The following is a 23367-nucleotide window of genomic DNA, read 5'->3' as shown; positions in this document are numbered from 1 at the left end:
CCCAGTGGGACTTGCCGTTGGGCCAGGCGCTGTTGCAGGAGTGGCAACGCGGCAAGGCGCGCATTCCCGATGCGCTGGAAGGCGCCACGCGGTTCGCGGCCGGGCAGGGGCGACATGGGCAGTTCTGAGCAGTTCGCCGAGCCCTGATGCGCTTCCCGCCGCCGCTTGATCGGTTTAGCATGCCAGCCGTTCTCTGACCCCGGGGAGGTGCACCATGAGCGATGTCTTTCTGAGCTACGCGAGCGAAGACCGCGAGCGGGCGGGGCGAGTGGCCAAGGCGCTGGGTCGCATGGGGTGGTCGGTGTGGTGGGACCGCGAGATCATCGCGGGTCAGGCCTTTGATCAGGTCATCGAGCGCGCGCTGGACAACGCCCGCTGCGTGGTGGTGCTGTGGTCGGTGAATTCCATTGCATCGGAGTGGGTGAAGAACGAGGCGGCCGCGGCTGCCGAACGCGGTGTGCTCGTGCCCGCGCTGATGGACAACGTGAAACTGCCGCTGGAATTCCGCCGCAAGCAGGCCGCAGATCTGCTGGGCTGGCAAGGCAACGAACTTCATCCCGGCTTTCAGGCGCTGTGCCAGGGTGTGGCCCACGCCATGCGCAGCGCGGCGCCGTCGCCCCGCTCGCGCCGCGTGGTGCAACCTGCAGCCAGCCGTCCCCGTTGGGTGGTGCCGGGGGTGGCCATGCTGGCCCTGGTGTTGGGCCTGGGGCTGTACGCCGTGAGCTCATGGCGCGCCCCGCCCGCCGAAACGCCAGCCCCGGTGACCGCCACGCCCGCGCCCGCCCGCGAAGTGGTCGCCGTCCCACCGCCCACCGTCCAGCCGCCCGCCGCGAACCCGCCAACCACCGCGTCTGCACCCGCCGCAGCCGACGCGCCAGGCCTGGCCGATCTGGTGGTGGGCACGTACAGCGGAGACGTGATCGCGGATTCCAAAGGCCCCTCGCGCAGCGACATCCAGGTGACCATCACCCGCGTTGACCGCGCCACTGTGCGCGTGAGTTCAGACTACCGCCGCATCGAAGCCGTCGAGGTCAACCTGACCCGCAACGGCAACCAGATATTTGCCGCCGATGGCAGCACGCCCTTCATCGTGGACCTGGACCGTTCGCCGCCGACCCTGGTGTTCGACCCCCGCAGCGAACTCGCCTACCGGGGGACCCGGCGGCCATGAGGAGCGCCCTCGCTATCGGCGTGCTCGGGGGACTGGTGGCTTTCTTGACACCGGTGCAAGCCAGCGAGCGCTGCGGCGAGGTGGTGGCGATCGAGACACAGGAACGCAATACCTTGCGCTACGCGTTCATGCCACCACCGGGTGCGCAGGCCGTTGGGGTGGTGACGCTGGTGCTGCTGGCGGGCGGCGCCGGGCATGTGGACCTGGACGCGCAGGGCTGCGCTCGAAAGCTCAAGGGCAACTCGCTCGTGCGCTCGGTGCCGCTCTTCAACGCGGCGGGTTTCGCCACCGCTGTGGTGGATGCGCCCACCGACTTCCACGGCGAAGACGGCCTGGGCGGCTTTCGCGCCGATCCCCGGCATGCGAAGGAGCTCGGACAGGTGATCGCTGACCTGCGCGCACGCACGCGGGGTGCCGTGTGGGTGGTCGGCACCAGCCGTGGCGCCATCTCCGCCGCCAATGCGGCGTCGCGCCTGCTCGGCCCGGCCGCGCCCGACGGGCTGGTGTTGACCTCGGCCCTCATGGCGGGCCAGAGCAGCGCCAGGAAACCGTGGGTCGCGCAGTCGGTCTTCGATCTGCCGCTGGAAGACATGCGCGTGCCTCTGTTGTTGGTGGGCCACGCCGCAGACACCTGCGTGCGATCGCCGGCCGGCTTGATGGAGCGTGTCGCGGCGCGCACGCGCAGCGCGCGCCAGCAGGTGGTGACTGTGAGCGGAGGTCCGGCAAAGCCGCCGCCTGCGGGTCTGGACGCCTGCGAGGGGCGCACGCCGCACGGCTTTGTAGACCAGGAAGCCGAGGTCGCGGCCGGCATCGCGCGCTTTGTGCGCGGCAGCACGTACTAGAGCCCGACCCTTTCCTATGATGGCGGCATGAGCCCTTCTGATTCCACCGCGCCAGCCGACGTGCTGGTGCTGCAACACCTGTTCGAAGACGGACCGGGTTTCCTGGGCGAGTGGCTCGATGCCCAGGGTGTGAGCTGGCACCTGCGCTGCGCCGAAGCCGGTGAGGACTATCCCGCTTCGGTGCGCGGCTACCGGGGCCTGGCCGTGCTGGGCGGCGCCTGGAGCGCCAACGACGACCGCCTGACGCTGCGCCATGCCGAGGCCCTGATCCGCGAGGCCGACGCGCTCGGCATTCCCGTCATCGGCCATTGCCTGGGCGGCCAACTCATGGCGCGCGCTTTTGGCGGAAAGGTGGATCGCCTGCCGCAGCCGGAAGTGGGGTGGCTTCCCATCACCCGTCTGGACAGCGCCGCGTCGCGCGAGTGGCTGGGCGACGCGGTGCAGCCCACGGTTTACCAATGGCACCAGGACAGCTTCACCGAGCTGCCGCCCGGCGCCGAGCTGCTCGCCTCAAGCAGCACCTGCGCGCACCAGGCGTTTTCATTGCGCCAGCACCTGGCGATGCAATTCCACATCGAGATCACGCCGGCCAAGATCAAGGACTGGATGGAAAAGCCGGGCGAGGCTTACCCGGTCCACGTGCTGCTGCACCGCAACAGCGTGCAGGACCCGGCCTCGATGAACGCTGCCACGCTGCGCCACCAGTCGGGCAGCGAAGCCATGGCCGATGGCATCTATCGGGCCTGGAAAGCGCGCTGGAAAGCCTGACATCGATTTGTCTTTGGACAAACCATTTGTGCAAAGGTGGTCAGAATGTGTGACCGTCGCCGCTTCATCGGCGTCATGAAATGGGTCACATGTTGAATTCCGAGGCTATCGATCGATTGCATGCTCAGGGCTGGAAGTCGCGCCAACTGGACGGTTTCATGGGGCATTCCGGTCCGTTGTGGACGCGCCGTGAGGGCGATGGATGGGTGTACGGACTGCTCGCCGAGGACAAACATCTGAACCCCGCCGGCGTGGTGCATGGCGGTGCCCTTGCCACGCTGATCGATCACGTGGTCAGCACGGTGGCCTGGGAGGCCTGCGGCCGGACGCCCTGCGTGACCGTGCAGCTGGATACGCACTTTCTGGCCGAGGTTCGCGCAGGCGATTTTGCGCTGGCGCGGGCGAGCATCACGGCGCGCACCGGCAGCCTGGTCTTCGTGGATGGCCTGGTGCAGGTGGAAGGCCAGGCCGTGCTCACGGCGCGCGGTGTCATGAAGATGCTGCGGCCCGCTCGCATGCCCTGAGCACCACATCCATCGCCACCGCGGCGTGGCGGAAACCGTCAGTCTCACACCCTGCGATGTTGCTGTGATCGTGTCCTGAGATCACAAGGTTTGACGTCTTCTTGCGTTCTTTTCATGATTGTCTATGTACAAAACACAATGCTATTTGACAAAAAAACAAAACGCAGAAAGAATTCATCCCAACGAGACAAGCAACGAAGACCATGAAAAAACTGACCGACTACACGAGCTACGCCGATGCGCAGGCGCACTTCTCCAACGACAAGTTGTGGGAGCTGTTCGATGGCAACCGCGAGGTCCTGAACATCGGTCATGAGTGCGTGGACCGTCACGCCGCTTCCGGGCGCGACGCGGTGATCGTGGTGCGTGCCGAAGGTGCCGACGAGACGATCACCTACGCGGAGCTGGCGGCCGATTCATCGCGCTTCGCCAACCACCTGGTGTCGCGTGGCATCCAGCCGGGCCAGCGCGTGGCGATCATGTTGGAGCCCTCACGGGCGTTCTATGTCGCCATGTTCGGCGTGATCAAGAGCGGCGCGATTGCGGTGCCGTTGTTCACGCTGTTCGGCCCCGACGGCATTCGACTGCGCGTCAAGGACTGCCAGCCTGCCTTGCTGGTCACGAACGAAGAAAAACAGGAAGTGGCGCGGTCCATCGTCGGGGACGGTGTGCTGGTCTTCGATCGCGACTTTCTGGCCTCCATCCAGCCGTTGCCGTCAACGTTCGAGGTGAAGACGCGGGCCGATGACCTGGCGGTGTTTCAGTACACGTCGGGCACCACGCGCGAACTGCCCGACGCGGTCAAACATTCGCACCGTGCGCTGGTCACCTTGATGGTGGCCGCGTTGTACGGCACGGGTCTGCGCCCGGGAGACCGCTTCTTCTGCCCCTCTTCGCCGGCCTGGGGACACGGGCTCTGGCATGGCACGCTCGCGCCGCTTGCCCTGGGTTTGACGATCGGTGCCTACGCCGGCCGTTTCAACCCTGAGCGCTTGCTGCATGCGTTGTCCGAACACTGCTTCACCAACATGTCGGCAGCGGCCACGCACTACCGCATGATGCGCAACAGCGGTGCGGCGGGTCGCTACACCTATGCGCTCAAGAAGCTGTCGTTCACCGGCGAGCCGATCGACGACGAGACCGCGAACTTCGTGCACCAGACCTTCGGACTCGAGGTGTGCAGCATGTACGGCACGACCGAGATCGGTGTGGTGCTGGTCAGCTACCCCGGTGCGCCCGATTTCCCGGTGCACCGGGGCTCCCTGGGCAAACCGGTGCCCGGCACCCAGGTGGTGGTGCAGGACGCCGAGGGCCAACCGTGCCCGGTGGGCACCTCGGGACAACTCATGGTGCTGCGCCGGGGGCAGTGGATCCCGACCAAGGACCTGGGTCGCATCGACAGCGAGGGCTACTTCCATCACGGGGGCCGGGCCGACGACGTGATCATCTCGGCCGGCTGGACCATGAGCGCGGTCGAGATCGAGAACGTGATCCTCATGCACCCCGACGTGCTGGAAGCCGCGGCCATTGGTGTGCCCGACGAATTGCGCGGGCAGGTGGTCAAGGCCTTTGTTGTCAGCAACAGGCCCGGCTCCGACACCTTCACCGAAGAAATCCAGAACCTCGTGCGCAACAAGCTGAGTCAGCACGAGTACCCGCGCCACGTGGCGGTGGTCGCTGAACTGCCCAAGACCCCGGCCGGAAAAGTGCACCGCAAGAAGCTTCGCGAACAGGAGATCGCGGCCCTGGCCGTTGCTTCGACCTGATCGAACCGGCTTCGATTCAAACACCCACCCACTCTCGATTCACCCAACCAAGGAGACACGTTTGTCCACCACCGAAACCCGCAACTTTCCCAAGATCACCGAGCAAGGTCTTGACGAGCTTCGCCAGCGCATCGGCGTCAAGATCGGCCACACGGTCGAACCCTGGTGCCACGAGGCCACGCGCGACAACATCCGCCACTACGCCCACGGCATCGGTGACGACAACCCGCTGTGGTGCGACCCCGAGTACGCGGCCAAGAGCCAGCACGGCGGCATCATTGCCTTGCCCAGCTTCCTGTTCTCGACCAGCCGCATCGTGTCCGGCTACGTCGGCGGTCTGCCGGGCGTGCACGCCATGTGGTCGGGCGCGGACTGGACCTGGCACAAGCCCGTGCGCCGCAACGACGAGATCCACACCGAGGCCAGTCTGAAGGAACTGGTCGAGCACCAGACCCGTTTTGCCGGCCGCGCCGTGCAGCAGACCTACCACGTGGACTTCTTCAACCAGAGCGGTGACAAGGTGGCCGAGGCCGACAGCTGGTGCTTCCGCACCGAGCGCGATCACGCTCGCGAGCAGGGCACCAAGTACAGCGAGGTGCGCGCGAGCGCGCCGCGCCGCTACACCGATGAAGAGCTGGCCGAAGCCTACAAGCTGTACCGCGACGAGGAGATCCGTGGTGCCACCCCGCGCTACTGGGAGGACGTGAAGGAGGGCGAAGAACTGCCTGTGATGTTCAAGGGTCCGATGACCGTGACTGGCTTCATCGCCTACGCGCAGGGTTGGGGCGGTCTGTACATCCGGGCCAACAAACTGGCCTGGAAGCTGATCGACCAGCATCCTGGTGTGGGCATCAAGAACCGTTTCGGCATCCCCGATTGCCCCGAGCGTGTTCACTGGGAAGAAGACTTCGCACTCGAAGTGGGCGCCCCGGGTGCCTACGACTACGGCCCGGAGCGCACCTCGTGGCTCACGCACCAGCTCACCAACTGGATGGGCGATGCAGGCTTCCTTCACAAGGCCAGCTGCAAGATCCGCCGCCACAACCCCGAAGGCGACATGCTGTTCATCAAGGCCAAGGTCAAGCGCAAGTTCGTCGAAAACGGCAAGCACATGGTCGAAATCGACCAGGAAGCCCGCAACCAGAACGACGAGCTGTCGGTGGTGGGCAGCGGCATCGTCGTCTTGCCGTCCAGGGGGTGAATCCGATGTCCACGACCGCCGGTGGCGCACTGAAAGGCGTGAAGGTCGTTGACCTCACCCGGGTGCTGGCGGGGCCGCTGTGCACTCAGATGCTGGCGGATCACGGTGCCCAGGTGATCAAGGTCGAGCCGCCTTCGGGCGACGAGACGCGCAGCCTGGGACCGCCCTTCGATGGTGATGGCGACGCGGCGTACTTTCTGGCGCTCAACCGGGGCAAGCAGGCCATCAGCCTCGACCTGTCCCGGCCCGAGGCGCAGGAGGTGCTTCACCGTTTGCTGGCCGACGCGGATGTGCTGGTGGAGAACTTTCTCCCCGGCACCCTGGAACGCTGGGGTCTGGGCTACGAGCAGACCCTGGCCGAGCGCTACCCGCGCCTGGTCCACTGCAGCATCACCGGTTTTGGCAACGATGGGCCGCTGGGCGGCTTGCCGGGCTACGACGCCGTGCTGCAGGCGCTGTGCGGACTGATGAGCATCAACGGCGACGAGTGCAGCGGAACCACGCGGGTGGGCATGCCGATCGTGGACCACCTCACCGGCTACGTGGCCATGAGCAGCATCCTCATGGCGCTGCTGGCGCGCCAGGCCAGCGGAAGGGGGCAACGGGTGGAGGCCACCTTGTACGACACGGCGCTGAGCCTGCTGTTGCCGCATGCGTCGAACTGGTTCGCGTCGAAGGATTCACCACGCTTGCTCGGCAGCGCGCACCCGAACATTGCGCCGTACGACAAGTTCAAGGCCCATGATGGCGAGTTGTTCATCGGCATCCTGAACGATGCGCAGTTCCGTCGACTGGGTGCTTGCCTGGGGTTGGAGAACCTGCTGGATGACGAGCGTTTTTCCAGCAACAGTCTGCGGGTGGTCAACCGCGCCGCGCTCAAGGCGTTGATCGAAGGGGCAATAGCAGACCGGGACTGCGAGCCCTTGTGCGAAGCCTTGATGCGATCGGGAGTGCCGGCTGGTGCCGTGAATTCGGTGCCCCAGGCGTTGGCGCATGCCCACTGCGAACACCGCGACATCGTCGTGCGCCGTTCGAACTACACCGGCCTGCGCTCGCCCATGCGGCTGCTGGGCACGCCGGGCTCACCGGGCGCCAGACCGCCGGGCTTTGCTCAAGACACGGAAGCCATTCTGGTGGGCCTGGGCTATTCGGAGAACGACCGTCAACGATTGCGAGAAACGGGTGCCGCCCCCGGACCCAGAACCTAGTGGCCAACTGGCCATCACAATAAAAGGAGACAAACATGCGATTTCTGAACCTCATCATCACCGCCGCCTTCACGCTGACGACCTCGATGGCCGCCAACGCGCAGACCTATCCGCAACGGCCCATCAAGATCATCGTGGCCTATGCCGCGGGGCAGGGCACCGACATCGCCACTCGCTACCTCGCCGCCCAGATGGCGGTCGATCTGGGCCAGCCCATCGTCATCGAGAACAAGGCGGGGGCCGGCGGCAACCTGGGCACCGATCTGGCCAAACAGGCCGCGCCGGACGGCTACACCCTGACCATGGGCACCAACGCCACCCATGTGCTCAACCAGTTTCTCTACGCCAAACTCCCGTTCGACCCGGCGCAGGATTTTGAGCCCATTGCACTCGTGGGCACCTTTCCCATGGTGATGGCGGTGAACGCCGCGTCGCCGCTGACATCCGCTGCCGAACTCGTGAGCCTGGCGCAGCGCAATCCCCGCAGCGCCGACATTGCCATGCCGAGCACCACCGCACGGCTCGTGGTCGAACTGCTGAAAGACCGCACGTCGGTGCCGCTCTTCGGCATTCCCTACAAAGGGTCTGCCAATGCCATGTCGGACTTGTTGGGCGGTCAGGTGCCGGCGATTGTCGACACCCCGACCGCGCTGCGGCCGATGCTGGCCTCGGGCAAGTTGCGCGCGCTGGCGGTCACGTCCGCTCAGCCCAGCGGCCTGATGCCCGGCGTCAAGACCGTGGCTGAGCAGGGTTTCAAAGACTTCGAGGTGGTGGCCTGGAATGCTCTGTACGCCCCCAAAGGCACGCCACCAGCGATCATCAATACACTGAACGCGGCCCTCAACAAGGTGCTGGCGCAGCCCGAAAGCCGTCAGCGCCTGCTCGATCTGGGGTTTGACCCGGCGGGCGGCACACCGGCCCGACTGGCCGCCTTCGCGGTCAACGAGCGCAGGAAGTGGGAGCCGGTCATCAAACGTGCCGGCATCCAGGTTGATTGAGCGGGGCTGCGGCAGCTGCCCGGTTCAGTGGCGATCGAGCAGCAGGTCCGAAATCGATTCAGCTTCCTGCCGCATGGCGGCTGCCAGTTGCACCATGGCCGTGGCGTGGAGCTGACTGGAGAGACCGACGGCCACCAGTGTGTGCATGAGTCGGCCGGACGGCTCGAAGATCGGCACGGCAACGACCGTGATCCCGCTCATGAAGTTGTCGCGATCCGAACTCCAGCCGCGGGCCCGGGTCTCTTCGATTTCCTTCTTCCACTGCGCAAAGCTCGGCGCCTTGTCCCATTCGATGGCGGCAAACTTCTGGCGCAGCACGGTCCAGTTGTCACCGCTGTAGGCGGCGATCAGGCGCCCGGTGGCGCTCACCAGTGAAGAAAACTGGCTGCCCACGTCGGTGTGCATGCGAAACGGCTGGTCCGAACGGGACAGGGCGAGCACCACCACGGTCTGCTTGGGCGTCACCTCCACGCCCATCGCCGTAACACCAAACGAAGACGCCAGGCGGTCCAGCCCTGGTTGGGCGAGCTGGGCAAAGCTGCCGCCCTTGAGCACGCTGCGGGCCAGGCTGATCATGCCGCTGCCCAGCGCGTAGTGTTTGGTGCCGGGCTCCACCTTCACGAGTTCTTCGCTCACCAACACGCGCAGGATGTGCAGGCAGGTGCTCGGGACCAAACCGAGTTCGTCGGCGATGGCCTTGACCCCCAGTGCCTGCTTGGTCCGTCCGAGCAAACGCAGGATGGCAATCGACCGGGTCACGGCGGGCACGTCGCGCACGCGCACGCCCTTCTTTGCGGCTGGAGCAGGCTGTCTGGGTATTCTGGATTCGGCGGGCATGGGACGCGAGACTCCTCGGACGTTTTGTCCAGGGACAATGTTAGCGCGCCGCAAGACGCCCGCCCGCGATCAGCTGGGCGACTTCACATCCTCGCGCGGGATCGGCTGGGGTCGACCTTCCGCGTCAATGGCCACGTAGGTCAGGCTGGCTTCGGTCACCTTCAGGTACTCGCCCTGGGCCAGGATGCGCTCGGCAAACACCTCGACTTCCACCGTGATCGAGGTGTTTCCCACGCGCGTGACATGCGAGAAGAAGCTCAGGATGTCGCCCACGCGCACCGGCTGCTTGAAGACGAACTGGTTCACCGCCACCGTGACCATGCGCCCGCGCACGTGGCGCGCCGGGAGCACGGCACCGGCCAGGTCGACCTGCGCCATGACCCAGCCGCCGAAGATGTCGCCGTTGGCATTGCAGTCAGCGGGCATGGGAATGACCTTCATGACCAGTTCCCTGTCGCGGGGCAGGGTGGTTTCGGGGTTCGGGCTTGTTTTGTTTGACATGGTCACAATCTCAGGACAGTAGCCGTCCATTCTCCCGCATGCGCCCCGACAACCCTTCCCAAGCCTCCATCACCCTGCCCGCCACCCCTGGTGCAGCGGGCGGCAAACCCGCCCAGCGCTCCGACTGGGCCACGCTCAAACGTCTGTTGCCCTACCTCTGGCAATACAAGGTGCGCGTGGTGTTGGCGCTGGCCTTCATGGTGGGGGCCAAGATGGCCAACGTGAGCGTGCCGCTGCTGCTGAAGGAACTGGTCGACGCCATGAGCATCAAGCCCGGCAGCGTCGAAGCCATGCTTGTGGTTCCGCTGGGGTTGCTCCTGGCTTACGGCGGTCTGCGCTTGTCCACCAGCATCTTCACCGAGCTGCGCGAGTTGGTGTTTGCCAAGGCCACCGAGGGCGCCACCCGCAGCATTGCGCTGCAGGTGTTCGGCCATTTGCACGCGCTCAGCCTGCGTTTTCACCTGGAGCGCCAGACCGGGGGCATGACGCGCGACATCGAACGCGGCACGCGCGGCGTGCAGTCGCTCATCTCCTACTCGCTCTACAGCATCTTCCCCACGCTGATCGAGGTGGCCATGGTGCTCACGCTGCTGGGCACCAAGTTCGACATGGGCTACGTGTGGATCACCCTGGTGGCGCTGGTGCTCTACATCACCTTCACCGTGGTCGTGACCGAGTGGCGCACCAAGTTCCGCCGCGAGATGAACGAGCTGGAGTCCACCAGCCAGACGCGCGCCATGGACTCGCTGCTGAACTACGAGACGGTGAAGTACTTCAACAACGAAGCGTTTGAAGGCCGCCGCTACGACGAGGCGCTGGAGAAACTGCGCCGCGCCCGCATCAAGAGCCAGACCACGTTGTCCATGCTCAACGCCGGGCAACAGGTGGTGATTGCGGTGGCGCTGGTGCTCATGCTCTACCGCGCCACGCAGGGCGTGGTGAGCGGCGAGATGACGCTGGGCGATCTGGTGATGGTCAACGCCTTCATGATCCAGCTCTACATTCCGCTGGGTTTCCTGGGCGTGCTGTACCGCGAGATCAAGCAGAGCCTGACCGATCTGGACAAGATGTTCGTGTTGCTCGAGAAAGAACGCGAGATCGCCGATGAGCCCGGCGCCCAGCCGTTGCTGCTGGACGGTCCGCCGGCGGTGAAGTTCGAGAACGTGCGTTTCTCATACGAGCCAGCACGCGAGATCCTGCACGGCATCAGCTTTGAAATACCGCCCGGCAAGACGGTGGCGGTGGTGGGGCCTTCGGGTTCTGGCAAGAGCACGCTGGCGCGGTTGCTGTACCGCTTCTATGACGTGACGAATGCGTCGAGTGGCGATGAGGCGGGACCGCACGGATTTGGTCACATCACCATCGACGGCCAGGACATCAAGGCGGTGACGCAGTCCAGCGTGCGCCAGGCCATCGGCATCGTGCCGCAAGACACGGTGCTGTTCAACGACACCATCGAATACAACATCCTCTACGGCCGCCCCGAGGCCGGGCACGACGCAGCGGTGCAGGCCGCGCAGGCGGCGCACATCCACAGCTTCATCGAGCGGCTGCCGCTGGGCTACCGCACGATGGTGGGCGAACGTGGCCTCAAGCTGTCGGGCGGTGAAAAGCAGCGCGTGGCGATTGCCCGCACTCTGCTGAAGAACCCACCCATCGTGATTTTTGATGAGGCCACCTCAGCGCTGGATTCGGCCAATGAGCGGGCCATTCAAGCGGAGCTGAAGTCGGCGGCCCGCAACAAGACCACGCTGGTGATTGCGCACCGGTTGTCCACGGTGGTGGATGCTCACGAAATCCTCGTTTTGGTGAATGGGGAGATTGTTGAACGGGGGACGCATTCGGAGCTTGTATCGAGGGGTGGGGTTTATTCGGGGATGTGGGCTTTGCAGCAGAGTGGTTCGGATTGAGTTCTCTTGATGTGATGGTTTTTCTGTCGTGGTTAGCCGGGTCTCGGCCCGGCGGCCGACTCACTTTTCTTTGCTTCGCCAAAGAAAAGTAAGCAAAAGAAAGGCGAGCCGAATTCGCTGGCCCTTCGGGCACGCTGCGTTGCTCGGATCGCCCGGGGTGCGCACAAACTTGTCTGCTACGCAGCCTTCGGACATGTGCGCCCCTTGTCCGGGCGCTCCTGCGCTACTCGCCAGCGAATGACGGCGGGGGAGCCCTCACCCCGGCCCTCTCCCAGAGGGAGAGGGAGCAAGACACGCACGCCGGAGGGGAAGTCCGATCCCGATCCCGCTTGTTGCCGTGTGGCCGGGCTGAGCAGCGCAGGGGCGCGGGGATCAGAGGTCCGCATGTCCGAAGGCCGCGAAGCGGACAAGTTTGCGGACATCCCCCGCGACACGAGCAGCGCAAGGAAGCCCGAAGGGCCCCGGACTTCGGCTCGCCTTTCTTTTGGCTACTTTTCTTTGGCGAAGCAAAGAAAAGTAGCTCGGCCGCCGGGCCGAGACCCGGCTCGCCACGAAAGAAAAAACCTCACGACAAAGAAACCAAAATCAGAAGTGAATCCCCCGCATCATCTGCTGCATCGCCACAGCCTCAGCCGACAACTGCGACTTCGCCCCCTTGTCCCCCTTCGCCGCCGATGAATCCGGGAACATCCGGAAGCTCGTGTTCATCACGATCTGCGCAACCCGCGGCACCATCGCATGCATCATCTGGCCCGTCACGCCCAGGCGCGTGGCGATGCGCACCGGCTTGAAGATGCAGGCCTGGGCAATCATGTCGGCCGCTTCTTCGGGCGCCAGCGTCGGCACGTTCTTGTAGATCTGGGTCGGCGCGATCATGGGTGTGCGCACCAGCGGCATGTTGATGGTCGTGAAGCTGATGCCCTGGTCGGCGAACTCGCTGGAAGCGCAGCGCGTCCACGCGTCCAGCGCGGCCTTGCTCGCCACGTAGGCGCTGAAGCGCGGCGCGTTGGTGAGCACACCGATGGAACTGATGTTGACCACATGCCCCTTGCGTTTGGCCACCATGCCGGGCAGCAGGCCCATGGTCACGCGCAGGCAGCCGAAGTAGTTGAGCTGCATGGTGCGCTCGAAGTCGTGGAAGCGGTCGTAGCTGCCTTCAATCGCGCGGCGGATCGAGCGGCCCGCGTTGTTGATCAGGAAGTCCACGCCGCCATGGTTGGCCACCAGCAGTTGCACGAAGCGGTCGGCGTCCGCCATGTCGGCGATGTCGGCCGGGTAGGCGATGAACTGGTAACCCTTGTCTTTCGCCTCCTTGCAGGCTTCATCCAGCTTGTCCTGGTCCCGCCCACAGATGAGGGTGGTGGCACCCGCCTCGGCGAACTTGTGCGCCGCGGCCAGGCCGATGCCCGAGCTGCCGCCAGTGACCAGCACCACCTTGCCGGCCACCGTGCCCTTGAGGCTGCGGTCGATGTGCAGGTCCGGGTCGAGGTGGCGCTCCCAGTAGTCCCACAGGCGCCAAGCGTAGTCCTTGAAGTTGGGGCAGGCGATGCCGCTGCCCTTGAGCGCAGCCAGCGTCTCGCGGCAGTCGAAGCGCGTCGGGTAGTTGACGAAGGTCATCATGTCCTCGGGCAAGCCGAGGTCCTGCATGATGGCCTTGTAGACGCGGCGCACCGGTGCCAGCGCCATGAGTCCCTTTTTGACGCTCTTGGGAATGAAGCCCATCAGCGCGGCGTTGATGAACAGGTTCATCTTGGGCGCGTGCGCGGCCTTGCTCAGGATGTCGAGCACGTCGCCGACGCGGTAGCCCATCGGGTCCACCAGGTGGAAGCAGGCGCCGCTGTTGCGCTTCTGGTGGCTGATGTGGTCGAGCGCGTCGACCACGAAATCCACCGGCACGATGTTGATGCGACCACCCTCCAGGCCCACGCTGGGCATCCAGGGCGGCAGGATCTGGCGCAGGCGCTGGATCAGTTTGAAGAAGTAGTAAGGCCCGTCGATCTTGTCCATCTCGCCGGTCTGGCTGTCGCCCACCACGGCGGCCGGGCGGTACACGCTCCAAGGCACCTTGCATTCTTCGCGCACGATCTTCTCGCTCTCGTGCTTGGTCATGAAGTAGGGGTGGTCCAGGCCCTCGGCCTCGTCGAACATGTCTTCGCGGAACACACCTTCATAGAGGCCGGCCGCGGCAATCGACGACACGTGGTGGAAGTGGCCTGCGCCAATGGCCTTCGCGAACTCCACCGTGTTGCGCGTGCCGTCGACGTTCACCGCGATCTGGCTTTCGGCATCGGCTTCGAGGTCATACACAGCAGCCAGATGGTAGAAGTGATCGATCTGGCCCTTGAGCGATTTGGTCTCGTCGGCCGAGACGCCCAGCTTCTTGGAGGTGAGGTCGCCAAACACCGGCACGGCGCGCGCCGCGCTCACACCCCAGGTCTCCCGCAGCCCCGCCACCTTGCCTTCGCTTTCCTTGCGAATGAGGAAGTGCACCACCGCGCCCTTGCGCTGGAGCAGCTTGCCCACCAGGCGCTTGCCGATGAAGCCGGTGGCACCGGTGACGAAGTAATGCATGAAGGTCTCCTGAAACAGATGGTGGTGTGAGCGATGCGAAACGCCTTCCATTCTTGTCCACGAAGCGGCGCGGCCCATTCCGCAAAAACCCGCGTACGCCGCGCCGGCATTAGTCTTGCGCCCCTACACAGGGCATGCGCCCTGCCCGTACAGTGGCTGCACTCGGGCCACAAGCCTGTCCATCCATTTCAATCAACAGGAGCACCCCATGGTCAAGAAGATCCAGAAAAACGGCAGCGACAAGAAAGCCGCTGCGCAGGCGTTCAACTCCCCGCTGTCCGGCGCCATCAAGGACTCGGCACAGCAGATCTGGCTGGCTGGCCTCGGCGCCTTTTCCAAGGCACAGGAAGAAGGCGGCAAGGCCTTCGAATCTCTGGTGAAGGAAGGCCTGTCGATTCAGCGCAAGACCCAGGCTGTGGCCGAAGAGCGCATCTCCGAAGCCACCAACAAGGTCAGCAGCATGGCCACCGACATCTCCTCCAAAGCCTCCGGCCAGTGGGACAAGCTCGAGTCGATCTTCGAAGAGCGTGTGGCCAAGGCCCTGAACAAACTGGGCGTGCCTTCAGCGCGCGATGTGGACGCACTGATCAAGCGCATCGATGCACTCAACCAGCATGTGCAGGAGCTCGGTGGCAAGGCCCCCGCCAAGACCGCAGCCCGCAAGGCCGCGCCCGCAAAGAAATCCGCCAGCAAGCCTGCCGCCAAGAATGTTGCAGCCAGGCCCGCTGCCCGCAAGACCGCCCGCAAGGCGGCCACCGCGTAAGCACCGTGAGGCCTGAGGGCATCACACGAAACAGGGGCGATCGCGCCCCTTTTTTGCGCCTGTTGCCCATGCTGCAACGCAGCAAGTTCGGCCACACCAGCGGTCTACACTCAAACGCATGACGACACCGCGCGAAGCCCGACCCGTGCCCTCCCCAAGGCCAGCGAAGAGCCGCTCGCTCAAGTCGCAACGCCCCCGCATCGCACTGGCCCTGGCCGGTGGTGGGCCGCTCGGCGCGATCTACGAAATCGGTGCGTTGTGCGCGTTGGCCGACAGCCTCCGCGGCCTGGACCTCAACCACTGTGATCACTACGTGGGTGTCTCGGCCGGCGGTTTCATCGCCGCGGGCCTGGCCAACGGCATCAGCCCGCGCGAGCTGTGCGAAGCCTTCATCGAAGACGGCAAGGACAAGGGCAACGACAACTTTGATCCCGCCTGGCTGCTCAAGCCCGCGTGGACCGAATTCGCTGGTCGGCTGCAACGCCTGCCCGGTCTGTTGGGCAGTGCCCTGTGGGCGTGGGGCGTGCAGGGCAGGGCGTTCACCAACGCGTTCGAGCGGCTCGGTGCGGCGCTGCCCACCGGCGTGCTGGACAACGAAGGCATCCACCACCAGATCGAACGGCTGTTCAGCCAGCCCGGGCGCACCAACGACTTCCGCCAGCTGCGCGCCCGCCTCACGCTGGTGGCCACGCAGCTCGACTCCGGCGAGGCGGCACCGTTTGGCCAACCGGGCTGGGACCACGTGCCGATTTCACGGGCGATCCAGGCCAGCGCCGCCTTGCCCGGGCTGTTCCCGCCGGTGGAGATCGACGGAGAGCACTACGTGGACGGTGCGCTGAAGAAAACCTTGCACGCGACCGTGGCGCTCGACGACGGCGCGGCGCTGCTGCTGTGCCTGAACCCCCTCGTGCCATTCAGGGCCCATGCTTTGGGCGAACACACCGACCACATTCCTTCGCTGGTCGAGGGCGGCTTCCCGGCGGTGATGAGCCAGACGTTCCGCTCCATGATCCATTCACGGCTTGAGCTCGGCATGAAGAACTACGAGCGCCTGTATCCGGGCAGCGACATCGTGCTCATCGAGCCCGATCAGCGCGACGCCAAGCTCTTCACGGCCAACACCTTCAGCTACCGCCAGCGGCGCGAACTGGCCGAGCACGCCTACCAGCAGACGCGCAAGCTGCTGCTCGAACGACAGGCCGAACTGGCGCCCAAGCTGGCACGCCACGGCGTGACGCTGAACTTGGCCTCGCTTCGCAACCCCGACCTCCGCCTGGTGAACGAGCCGTCGGTGCCGGCGCAAACCACCTTGGGCCGGCAGTTGCACGCCACGCTGGACGATCTGCAACGCCAGCTTGGCACCGCGGCTGCGGGCCGCTGAGCGCCATGGCCAAAAAAGCCCCGCGCCGCACCGCCGAGCGCATCCTCGAGGTCACGCTCGAACTCTTCAACCGGTTCGGCGAGCCCAACGTGTCCACCACGCTGATCTCGGCCGAGCTGGGCATCAGCCCGGGCAACCTGTATTACCACTACCCGGCCAAGGACGAGCTGATCAACTCGTTGTTCGAGCGCTATGAAAAAGCCCTGGGTGAGTTGCTGGGTGCCAGCGAAGGCGTGCGCAACGTGGAAGACGCCTGGTTCTTCCTGCACTCGCTGTTCGAGATCATCTGGGAGTACCGTTTCCTGTACCGCGACCTCAACGACCTGCTGTCGAAGAACCGCATGCTGGAGACCCATTTTCAGACCGTGTTGAAAGACAAGACGCGCGCCATCCGCAACCTGCTCGCGGCCCTCAGCCGCAACAGCGCGGTGACGATGGACGCGCGCGAAATGGAGCCCACCGCGGACAGCATGGTGGTGGTGCTCACCTACTGGCTGAGCTTCGAGTACGTGCGCGACCCGCGTCACGCGCTGGAGCCGGACAACGCGCAACAGGCTTTGATGCGCGGCGCCTACCATGTGCTCAACCTGCTGGCTCCCTACCTTGAGAGCTCGCAGCGACAGCACCTGATCCATCTCACCGCGGCTTACAGCCCCAGCGCCTGACGCACGAGGAGACAACGATGGACACATGGACCCCTTTTCCCTGGACCGTGACACCCCGGTGGGACCGCACCCACCTGCAGCACCAGTGGAACCGACTGCACATGGGCGACGCAGAGCCCTGGCCCGAGCGCTCCGATGTGCTGGAGGCCTGGGTTCAGTTTCACAACGGCGAGTTCCAGCGTGCTGCCCTCAGTGGCATCGCGCTGGGCGATGCGGGCTTGAATGTGGCCAACAAGGCCGCCTGCATCTACGCCAACTACCTCGAACCACGCGAACACGTGCGCCAGCAACTGTTGCTGGAGGCTGCGGCGCGCGCCGAAGCCCTGCAGAAGCGAGAGCCGAACAACGCCGGTGCCTGGTACTGGCAGGCTTATGCCCTGGCTCGCTACAGCCAGTGCATCAGCGTGGCCAAGGCGCTCACACAAGGCCTGGGTGGGAAGATCCGCCAGGCGCTGGAGACCACCATCGCGCTGTCGCCACGCCATGCCGATGCCCATCTCGCGTTGGCCGGCTACCACGCCGAAGTGATCGACAAGGTGGGTGCGTTGGTGGGCGGCATGACGCACGGCGCCAGCAAGGAAGCCGGTCTGGCGCTGTACCAGAAGGCACTCGCCCTCAACCCCGACTCGGCCATCACCTTGTCGGAGCACGCCAATGGACTGCTCATGCTGGAGGGGCACAAACGGATGGAAGAGGCGCGCCACCTCCAGGATCGCGCCGCGGCGGTGCAACCGCTTGATGCCATGGAGCGGCTGTACGTTGCCTCCGTGCGGTTGGTGCTTGAGGGTTAGGGTCAAGCCATAATCGCGCCCCATGGAAACCAAGTGGCTCGAAGATTTTGTCAGTCTGGCTGAGACCCGCAGCTTCAGCCGCTCGGCCCAACTGCGCCACGTGACGCAGCCTGCGTTCTCGCGCCGCATCCAGTCGCTGGAGGCCTGGGCCGGCACGGACCTGGTCGATCGCTCCTCGTATCCCACGCGTCTCACGCCGGCGGGCCAGACCTTGTACGACCAAGCGCTGGAAATGCTGCAGGCGATGCAAAGCACGCGGGCCATGCTCAGGGCCCACACGGCGGCGGCGCAGGACGTGATCGAGTTCGCCGTGCCGCACACGCTGGCGTTCACGTTTTTCCCCTCCTGGCTCTCCAGCCTGCGCGAGACCTGCGGACCGATCAAGAGCCGACTCATCGCCCTGAACGTGCACGACGCGGTGTTGCGTCTGGTCGAAGGCAGCTGCGACCTGCTCATCGCCTATCACCACGAGTCGCAACCGATCCAGCTCGATGCCAACCGCTACGAGATGCTGCCCCTGGGCCGCGAGCTGCTGGCGCCCTATGTGAAGCCCACCGCCGCCGGTGCGCCCACTTACGCGTTGCCCGGACTGGCCGGCCAGCCGCAGCCTTACCTGGCCTATGCTCCTGGTGCCTACCTGGGCCGGGCGGTGGACCAGATGCTCAAACAAAGCAGCGTGCCCGTGCACCTGGACCGCATCTATGAGACCGACATGGCCGAAGGCCTCAAAGCCATGGCCCTGGAAGGCCACGGCATCGCTTTCCTGCCCGCCAGCGCGGTGCGCAACGAAGTCGCCGCACGCAAGCTGGTGTCGGCCGGCGGCGGGTTGGAGACGGCCCTGGACATCCGCATCTACCGTGAGCGGCCGTTGGCACGCAAGGCCAAAGGACCGGTCGAGAAGTTCTGGAACGACCTGCGCCAGCGCTTGGAGACCGCCTGATTTTTTCGTTTGCAGGTGATTGCTAGCGTGGATCGTCGGTCGGAACCATTGGGGTAAATTCGGACATGAACGGTTTGCATGATCGGCGCTGGAATCAGCATTGGCGTTTGTTCGGGGCGCTCGTTACATTCACGGGCTTCGCTCCACACAGGGTGGGAATTCCCGGGTGGAACGGAGTTTGCGTGCGTAGCATCATGCGATTCATGTGCGCAGGCCTGAAGAGACGCACATCAAGCTGAAAATCGTTGGGTTTATCGTTTTATTCACAAACAAGGAGATAGTTATGAAGAAGCACCTGCTCGCATGGGCCGTGACCGCATTGGCCGCCAGCAGCGCCTTGGCCCAGACCGGCGATACGCTGGCCAAGATCAAGGCGTCCGGCAGTGTGTCCCTGGGCGTGCGCGAGTCCTCGGGTGGCCTGGGCTTCACCCTGGGTGGCGGCAAGTACGTCGGCTTTCACACCGAGATGGGCGAGATCATCCTGTCCGACATTCGCAAGCAGTTGGGTCTGACCTCGCTGGAAGTGAAGTACCAGCCGGTCACCTCGCAGAACCGCATCCCCCTGGTGCAGAACGGCACGGTTGATCTGGAATGCGGCTCCACCACCAACAACGCCACGCGCCAGAAGGACGTGGCCTTTGCCATGACCACCTACGTGGAAGAAGTGCGCATCGCCGTCAAGGCGAGCTCGGGCATCAACGCCATCAAGGACCTGAACGGCAAGTCCGTGGCCACCACCACCGGCACCACCTCGGTGCAGACCCTGCGCAAAAACGAGCGCGCCGGCGGCATCGACTTCAAGGAAGTCATGGGCAAGGACCACGCCGACAGCTTCCTGCTGCTGGAATCGGGCCGCGCCGATGCCTTCGTGATGGACGGCCAGATCCTGGCCGGCAACATCTCCAAGTCCAAGAATCCGGCCGACTACAAGATCGTCGGTGAAGTGCTGTCGGTCGAGCCCATCGCCTGCATGTTGCGCAAGGACGACCCGGCGTTCAAGAAAGCCGTGGACGACAGCATCAAGCGCCAGATCGCTGACGGTTCGCTCGCCAAGCTGTACGACAAGTGGTTCATGCAGCCGATCCCGCCGGCGAACGTGAAGATCGGCCTGCCGATCTCCGACGCCACCAAGGCCGCCTGGGCCAGCCCGAACGACAAGCCGATGGAAGACTACGTCAAGAAGTAAGCTGCAGGCGCTTCCGGCACGCCCCTTCAAGTGGACCATTTGAAGGGGCGTTTTCGTAGACGCCCGTGAACCGCCATGCGGTGGCGAGGCGATAACAAGAAGGGGTTTTTATGGCGTGGGATTGGCAGGTGTTCTGCGAGGACACCATCGAACGGCAGCCTGCACAGAGCTGCTTTGGCAAGGGGGGCGACATCACCTACCTCGACTGGATGCTGTCGGCTTGGGGCTGGACGGTGTCCGTGTCGTTGCTGGCCTTGCTGCTGGCGCTGGTGCTGGGCATCGTGATCGGCACGCTGCGCACGCTGCCCGACCGGCCCATGGTGGTGCGCCTGGGCAATGCCTGGGTCGAACTGTTCCGCAACATCCCGTTGTTGGTGCAGATATTCCTCTGGTACCACGTGCTGCCCTCGATGTTTCCGGTGTTGCAGGGCATTCCCGGCTTCGTGCTCGTGGTGTTCGCCCTCGGTTTCTTCACCTCGGCCCGCATTGCCGAGCAGGTGCGCTCGGGCATCCAGGCCCTGCCGCGCGGCCAGCGCTACGCGGGCATGGCGATGGGCTTCACCACCTTCCAGTACTACCGCTATGTGCTGCTGCCCATGGCCTTTCGCATCATCATCCCGCCGCTGACCAGCGAGACCATGAACATCTTCAAGAACTCCTCGGTGGCGTTCGCGGTGTCGGTGTCCGAGCTCACCATGTTCGCGATGCAGGCGCAGGAAGAGACTTCGCGCGGCGTCGAGGTGTACCTGGCGGTGACCGGCCTGTACATCATCTCGGCCTTCGCGATCAACCGCATCATGGCGGTCATCGAGAAGCGCGCGCGCATACCGGGCTTCGTCGTGGCCGGCGGGACGGGAGGTCACTGACATGAACCTCAATCTCGACTTTTCCTTCTACAACTGGGACCTCATCAGCAACTTCGTGCTGAAGGGCCTCTACTTCAGCCTGATGCTGACCATCGTGGCCACCATCGGCGGCATCATCTTCGGCACCGTGCTCGCGCTCATGCGCCTGTCGGGCAAGAAGTGGCTCGACACGCCGGCCACGATCTACGTCAACGGCATGCGCAGCATTCCGCTGGTGATGGTGATCCTGTGGTTTTTCCTGCTGGTGCCGCTGTTGATCGGGCGGCCGATCGGTGCCGAGGTGTCGGCGGTGGTCACGTTCATTGCCTTCGAGGCGGCCTACTTCAGCGAGATCATGCGCGCGGGCATCCAGTCGATCCCGCGTGGCCAGGTGCACGCGGGGCAGGCGCTGGGCATGAGCTACGGGCAGAACATGAAGCTGGTGGTGTTGCCACAGGCCTTCCGAAACATGCTGCCGGTGCTGCTCACACAGACCATCATCCTGTTCCAGGACACCTCGCTCGTGTACGCCATCGGCGCCTACGACATGCTCAAGGGCTTCGAGGTCGCGGGCAAGAACTTCGGTCGTCCGATCGAGGCCTACCTCGCCGCCGCCGTGGTCTATTTCGTCATGTGTTACGCGCTGTCGTGGTCCGTCAAGCAGCTGCACAAGAAGATCGCCATCATCCGTTGATGCAACCGAAAACCAGGAATTGCCATGATTGAACTCAAGAACGTCTCCAAGTGGTACGGCAGCGTCCAGGTGCTGACCGATTGCTCCACCGACATCCAGAAGGGTGAAGTCGTCGTGGTCTGCGGCCCGTCCGGCTCGGGCAAGTCGACGCTCATCAAGACCATCAACGCGCTCGAGCCCTTCCAGAAGGGCGAGATCACGGTCGATGGCGTGCCGGTGCACGACCCCAAGACCGACCTGCCCAAGCTGCGCAGCCGCGTGGGCATGGTGTTCCAGCACTTCGAGCTGTTCCCGCACCTGTCGGTGACCGAGAACCTCACCATCGCGCAGATCAAGGTGCTCGGCCGCAACCCGGACGAGGCCAAGAAGCGCGGCCTCAAGATGCTCGACCGCGTGGGCCTGTCGCTGCACAAGGACAAGTTCCCGGGCCAGCTCTCGGGCGGCCAGCAGCAGCGTGTGGCGATTGCGCGCGCGCTGTCGATGGACCCGATCGTGATGCTGTTCGACGAACCCACCTCGGCGCTCGACCCCGAGATGGTCGGCGAGGTGCTCGACGTGATGGTCGGTCTGGCCAACGAAGGCATGACCATGATGTGCGTGACGCATGAAATGGGTTTTGCGCGCAAGGTCAGCAACCGTGTGATCTTCATGGACGTGGGTGGCAAGATCCTGGAAGACTGCTCCAAAGACGATTTCTTCGGCAAGCCCGAAGACCGCCAACCGCGCACCAAGGACTTCCTCAACAAGATCCTGGCGCACTGAAGCGCCCGCGATCCTCTTCAAATACGGCTGGAAGCTTAGATACGCCGTCGCAAGACGTGCTTATGCTTCATGCAGTCGTGGATGAGAGGACGCACACACCTTCTTGTGCCGACAGGGCATTGATCGACTTGGGGGCTTCTCATGGCACATGTGTCTTCATTGGCGCGGTATGTTCTTGCGTCAGTCATTGGCCTGACAGGTCTGGCCCAGGCGCAGTCGGGTCCGGTGCTGGACCAGATTCGTTCTCAGGGAAAACTGGTGCTGGCCCATCGGGAGTCGGCGGTGCCGTTCTCCTACGTGGACGACCAGAAGAAGCCGGTGGGCTATGCACTGGACATCTGCCGTCGGCTGGCTCTGGCGGTGCAGCAGAAGATCGGTCTGACCCAGTTGGCAGTGGAGTATGTGCAGGTCACGCCGGCCAACCGCATCGACATGGTGGCGCAGGGCAAGGTCCACATGGAGTGCGGCTCCACCACCAACAACGCTGCCCGCCGCGACAAAGTGGCCTTCACCATTCCACACTTCATCACCGGTGCGCGCCTGCTGGTCAAGGCCGACAGCCCCGTGGACCGGGTGGACCATCCCGCCCTCAAGACCGTGGTGTCCACCCGCAACACCACGCCGCTGGCGGCCTTGAGGCGCCTGGATCTGGAGCGTTTCCTCAAGTTGCGGATTCTGGAAGCCGAGGACCACCAACAGGCGGTGACCATGGTCGAGAACGGCGAAGCCGACGCCTTTGCCATGGACGACGTGCTGCTCTTTGGCCTGGCCGCGGGGCGCCCCGATCCCAAGGCGCTCAAGGTGGTGGGTCGCTTCTTCACCACCGAGGCCCTGGCCATCATGTTGCCCAAGGACGACCCCGCTTTCAAGAAGATCATTGACGAAGAAATGCGCCGCCTCATCTACAGCGGCGAGATCCATGCCATCTACGCCACCTGGTTCGAAAAACCGATTCCGCCCAAGGGCGTGCCGCTGAACCTGCCCATCAGCTACCTGTTGCGCGACTTCTGGAAGTACCCCACGGACAAGGTGCCGCTGTAGGC

At 64.5% G+C, this 23367-nt stretch carries 22 protein-coding genes; 19 read left to right on the top strand and 3 right to left on the bottom strand.

Annotated elements, in window-relative coordinates; translation table 11 throughout:
• Nucleotides 1-214 precede the first annotated feature (214 nt).
• The 8 genes from IV113_RS21575 to IV113_RS21540 all read left to right on the top strand — a co-directional run bounded on the left by IV113_RS21575 (nt 215) and on the right by IV113_RS21540 (nt 8478).
• Entirely contained in the window at nt 215-1171 is a 957-nt protein-coding gene (locus IV113_RS21575) for a TIR domain-containing protein (RefSeq protein WP_291089342.1), read from the top strand.
• The gene (locus IV113_RS21570; protein WP_291089339.1) at nt 1168-2013 is read left to right on the top strand and encodes a hypothetical protein; all 846 of its coding nucleotides are present in this window, start codon (nt 1168-1170) and stop codon (nt 2011-2013) included. The genes IV113_RS21575 and IV113_RS21570 overlap by 4 nt, the downstream gene beginning before the upstream one ends.
• A gap of 27 nt (nt 2014-2040) precedes the next feature.
• Nucleotides 2041-2781 carry a type 1 glutamine amidotransferase gene (locus tag IV113_RS21565; protein ID WP_291089336.1) on the top strand — a complete coding sequence of 247 codons (741 nt, stop codon included), beginning with the start codon at nt 2041-2043 and terminating at the stop codon, nt 2779-2781.
• Between the two features lie 89 nt (nt 2782-2870).
• Nucleotides 2871-3305: a PaaI family thioesterase gene (locus IV113_RS21560; protein WP_291089334.1), complete on the top strand. Its 435-nt coding sequence runs from the start codon at nt 2871-2873 to the stop codon at nt 3303-3305.
• A gap of 203 nt (nt 3306-3508) precedes the next feature.
• Nucleotides 3509-5071, top strand: a complete 1563-nt coding sequence (locus IV113_RS21555; protein ID WP_291089331.1) for an acyl-CoA synthetase — start codon at nt 3509-3511, stop codon at nt 5069-5071.
• Nucleotides 5072-5132: 61 nt separating this feature from the next.
• Nucleotides 5133-6272 (top strand): MaoC family dehydratase N-terminal domain-containing protein, encoded by a 1140-nt coding sequence (locus IV113_RS21550; protein ID WP_291089328.1) that lies wholly within the window; start codon nt 5133-5135, stop codon nt 6270-6272.
• Nucleotides 6273-6277: 5 nt separating this feature from the next.
• The gene (locus IV113_RS21545) at nt 6278-7480 is read left to right on the top strand and encodes a CaiB/BaiF CoA-transferase family protein (protein ID WP_291089325.1); all 1203 of its coding nucleotides are present in this window, start codon (nt 6278-6280) and stop codon (nt 7478-7480) included.
• A 35-nt stretch (nt 7481-7515) separates the two neighbouring features.
• Nucleotides 7516-8478 (top strand): tripartite tricarboxylate transporter substrate binding protein, encoded by a 963-nt coding sequence (locus IV113_RS21540; RefSeq protein ID WP_291089322.1) that lies wholly within the window; start codon nt 7516-7518, stop codon nt 8476-8478.
• A gap of 24 nt (nt 8479-8502) precedes the next feature.
• Here IV113_RS21540 and IV113_RS21535 read toward each other — a convergent pair whose 3' ends face one another.
• Together IV113_RS21535 and IV113_RS21530 are read right to left on the bottom strand one after the other, a co-directional pair.
• Nucleotides 8503-9315, bottom strand: a complete 813-nt coding sequence (locus IV113_RS21535) for an IclR family transcriptional regulator (protein ID WP_291089319.1) — start codon at nt 9313-9315, stop codon at nt 8503-8505.
• 69 nt (nt 9316-9384) lie between these two features.
• Nucleotides 9385-9816, bottom strand: coding sequence for an acyl-CoA thioesterase (locus IV113_RS21530; RefSeq protein ID WP_291089316.1), 432 nt, complete (start codon nt 9814-9816; stop codon nt 9385-9387).
• A gap of 38 nt (nt 9817-9854) precedes the next feature.
• Here IV113_RS21530 and IV113_RS21525 point away from each other — a divergent pair, with 38 nt between their 5' ends.
• A complete protein-coding gene (locus IV113_RS21525; RefSeq protein WP_291089313.1) occupies nt 9855-11726 on the top strand; it encodes an ABC transporter ATP-binding protein/permease in 1872 nt (623 codons plus the stop codon).
• A gap of 585 nt (nt 11727-12311) precedes the next feature.
• Here the strand turns inward: IV113_RS21525 and IV113_RS21520 are convergent.
• On the bottom strand, nt 12312-14297 hold the full coding sequence (locus IV113_RS21520; protein WP_291089310.1) for an SDR family oxidoreductase: 1986 nt from the start codon (nt 14295-14297) through the stop codon (nt 12312-12314).
• Nucleotides 14298-14505: 208 nt separating this feature from the next.
• Between IV113_RS21520 and IV113_RS21515 the strand changes: the two genes are divergently transcribed.
• The 10 genes from IV113_RS21515 (at nt 14506) to IV113_RS21470 (ending at nt 23365) form a co-directional block, all read left to right on the top strand.
• Nucleotides 14506-15060: a phasin family protein gene (locus tag IV113_RS21515; RefSeq protein WP_291089307.1), complete on the top strand. Its 555-nt coding sequence runs from the start codon at nt 14506-14508 to the stop codon at nt 15058-15060.
• 118 nt (nt 15061-15178) lie between these two features.
• Complete coding sequence (locus IV113_RS21510) at nt 15179-16441, top strand: patatin-like phospholipase family protein (RefSeq protein ID WP_291089304.1); 1263 nt, start codon at nt 15179-15181, stop codon at nt 16439-16441.
• A gap of 5 nt (nt 16442-16446) precedes the next feature.
• Nucleotides 16447-17106, top strand: coding sequence for a TetR/AcrR family transcriptional regulator (locus tag IV113_RS21505; protein WP_291089301.1), 660 nt, complete (start codon nt 16447-16449; stop codon nt 17104-17106).
• A gap of 17 nt (nt 17107-17123) precedes the next feature.
• Nucleotides 17124-17897, top strand: coding sequence for a hypothetical protein (locus IV113_RS21500; RefSeq protein WP_291089298.1), 774 nt, complete (start codon nt 17124-17126; stop codon nt 17895-17897).
• A gap of 22 nt (nt 17898-17919) precedes the next feature.
• Nucleotides 17920-18837: a LysR substrate-binding domain-containing protein gene (locus IV113_RS21495; RefSeq protein ID WP_291089295.1), complete on the top strand. Its 918-nt coding sequence runs from the start codon at nt 17920-17922 to the stop codon at nt 18835-18837.
• Between the two features lie 283 nt (nt 18838-19120).
• A complete protein-coding gene (locus IV113_RS21490; RefSeq protein WP_291089292.1) occupies nt 19121-20023 on the top strand; it encodes a transporter substrate-binding domain-containing protein in 903 nt (300 codons plus the stop codon).
• Between the two features lie 110 nt (nt 20024-20133).
• Nucleotides 20134-20889: an amino acid ABC transporter permease gene (locus tag IV113_RS21485; protein ID WP_291089290.1), complete on the top strand. Its 756-nt coding sequence runs from the start codon at nt 20134-20136 to the stop codon at nt 20887-20889.
• 1 nt (nt 20890) lies between these two features.
• A complete protein-coding gene (locus tag IV113_RS21480; RefSeq protein WP_056270116.1) occupies nt 20891-21562 on the top strand; it encodes an amino acid ABC transporter permease in 672 nt (223 codons plus the stop codon).
• A 24-nt stretch (nt 21563-21586) separates the two neighbouring features.
• Nucleotides 21587-22324, top strand: coding sequence for an amino acid ABC transporter ATP-binding protein (locus IV113_RS21475; protein WP_056270113.1), 738 nt, complete (start codon nt 21587-21589; stop codon nt 22322-22324).
• A gap of 141 nt (nt 22325-22465) precedes the next feature.
• Nucleotides 22466-23365: an amino acid ABC transporter substrate-binding protein gene (locus tag IV113_RS21470; protein WP_291089283.1), complete on the top strand. Its 900-nt coding sequence runs from the start codon at nt 22466-22468 to the stop codon at nt 23363-23365.
• Nucleotides 23366-23367: the final 2 nt, after the last annotated feature.

Origin of the sequence: Hydrogenophaga sp. (assembly GCF_018780385.1) — a bacterium.
In the GTDB taxonomy this organism is placed as follows: domain Bacteria; phylum Pseudomonadota; class Gammaproteobacteria; order Burkholderiales; family Burkholderiaceae_C; genus Hydrogenophaga.
This window is presented reverse-complemented; position numbering and strand designations above follow the sequence as displayed.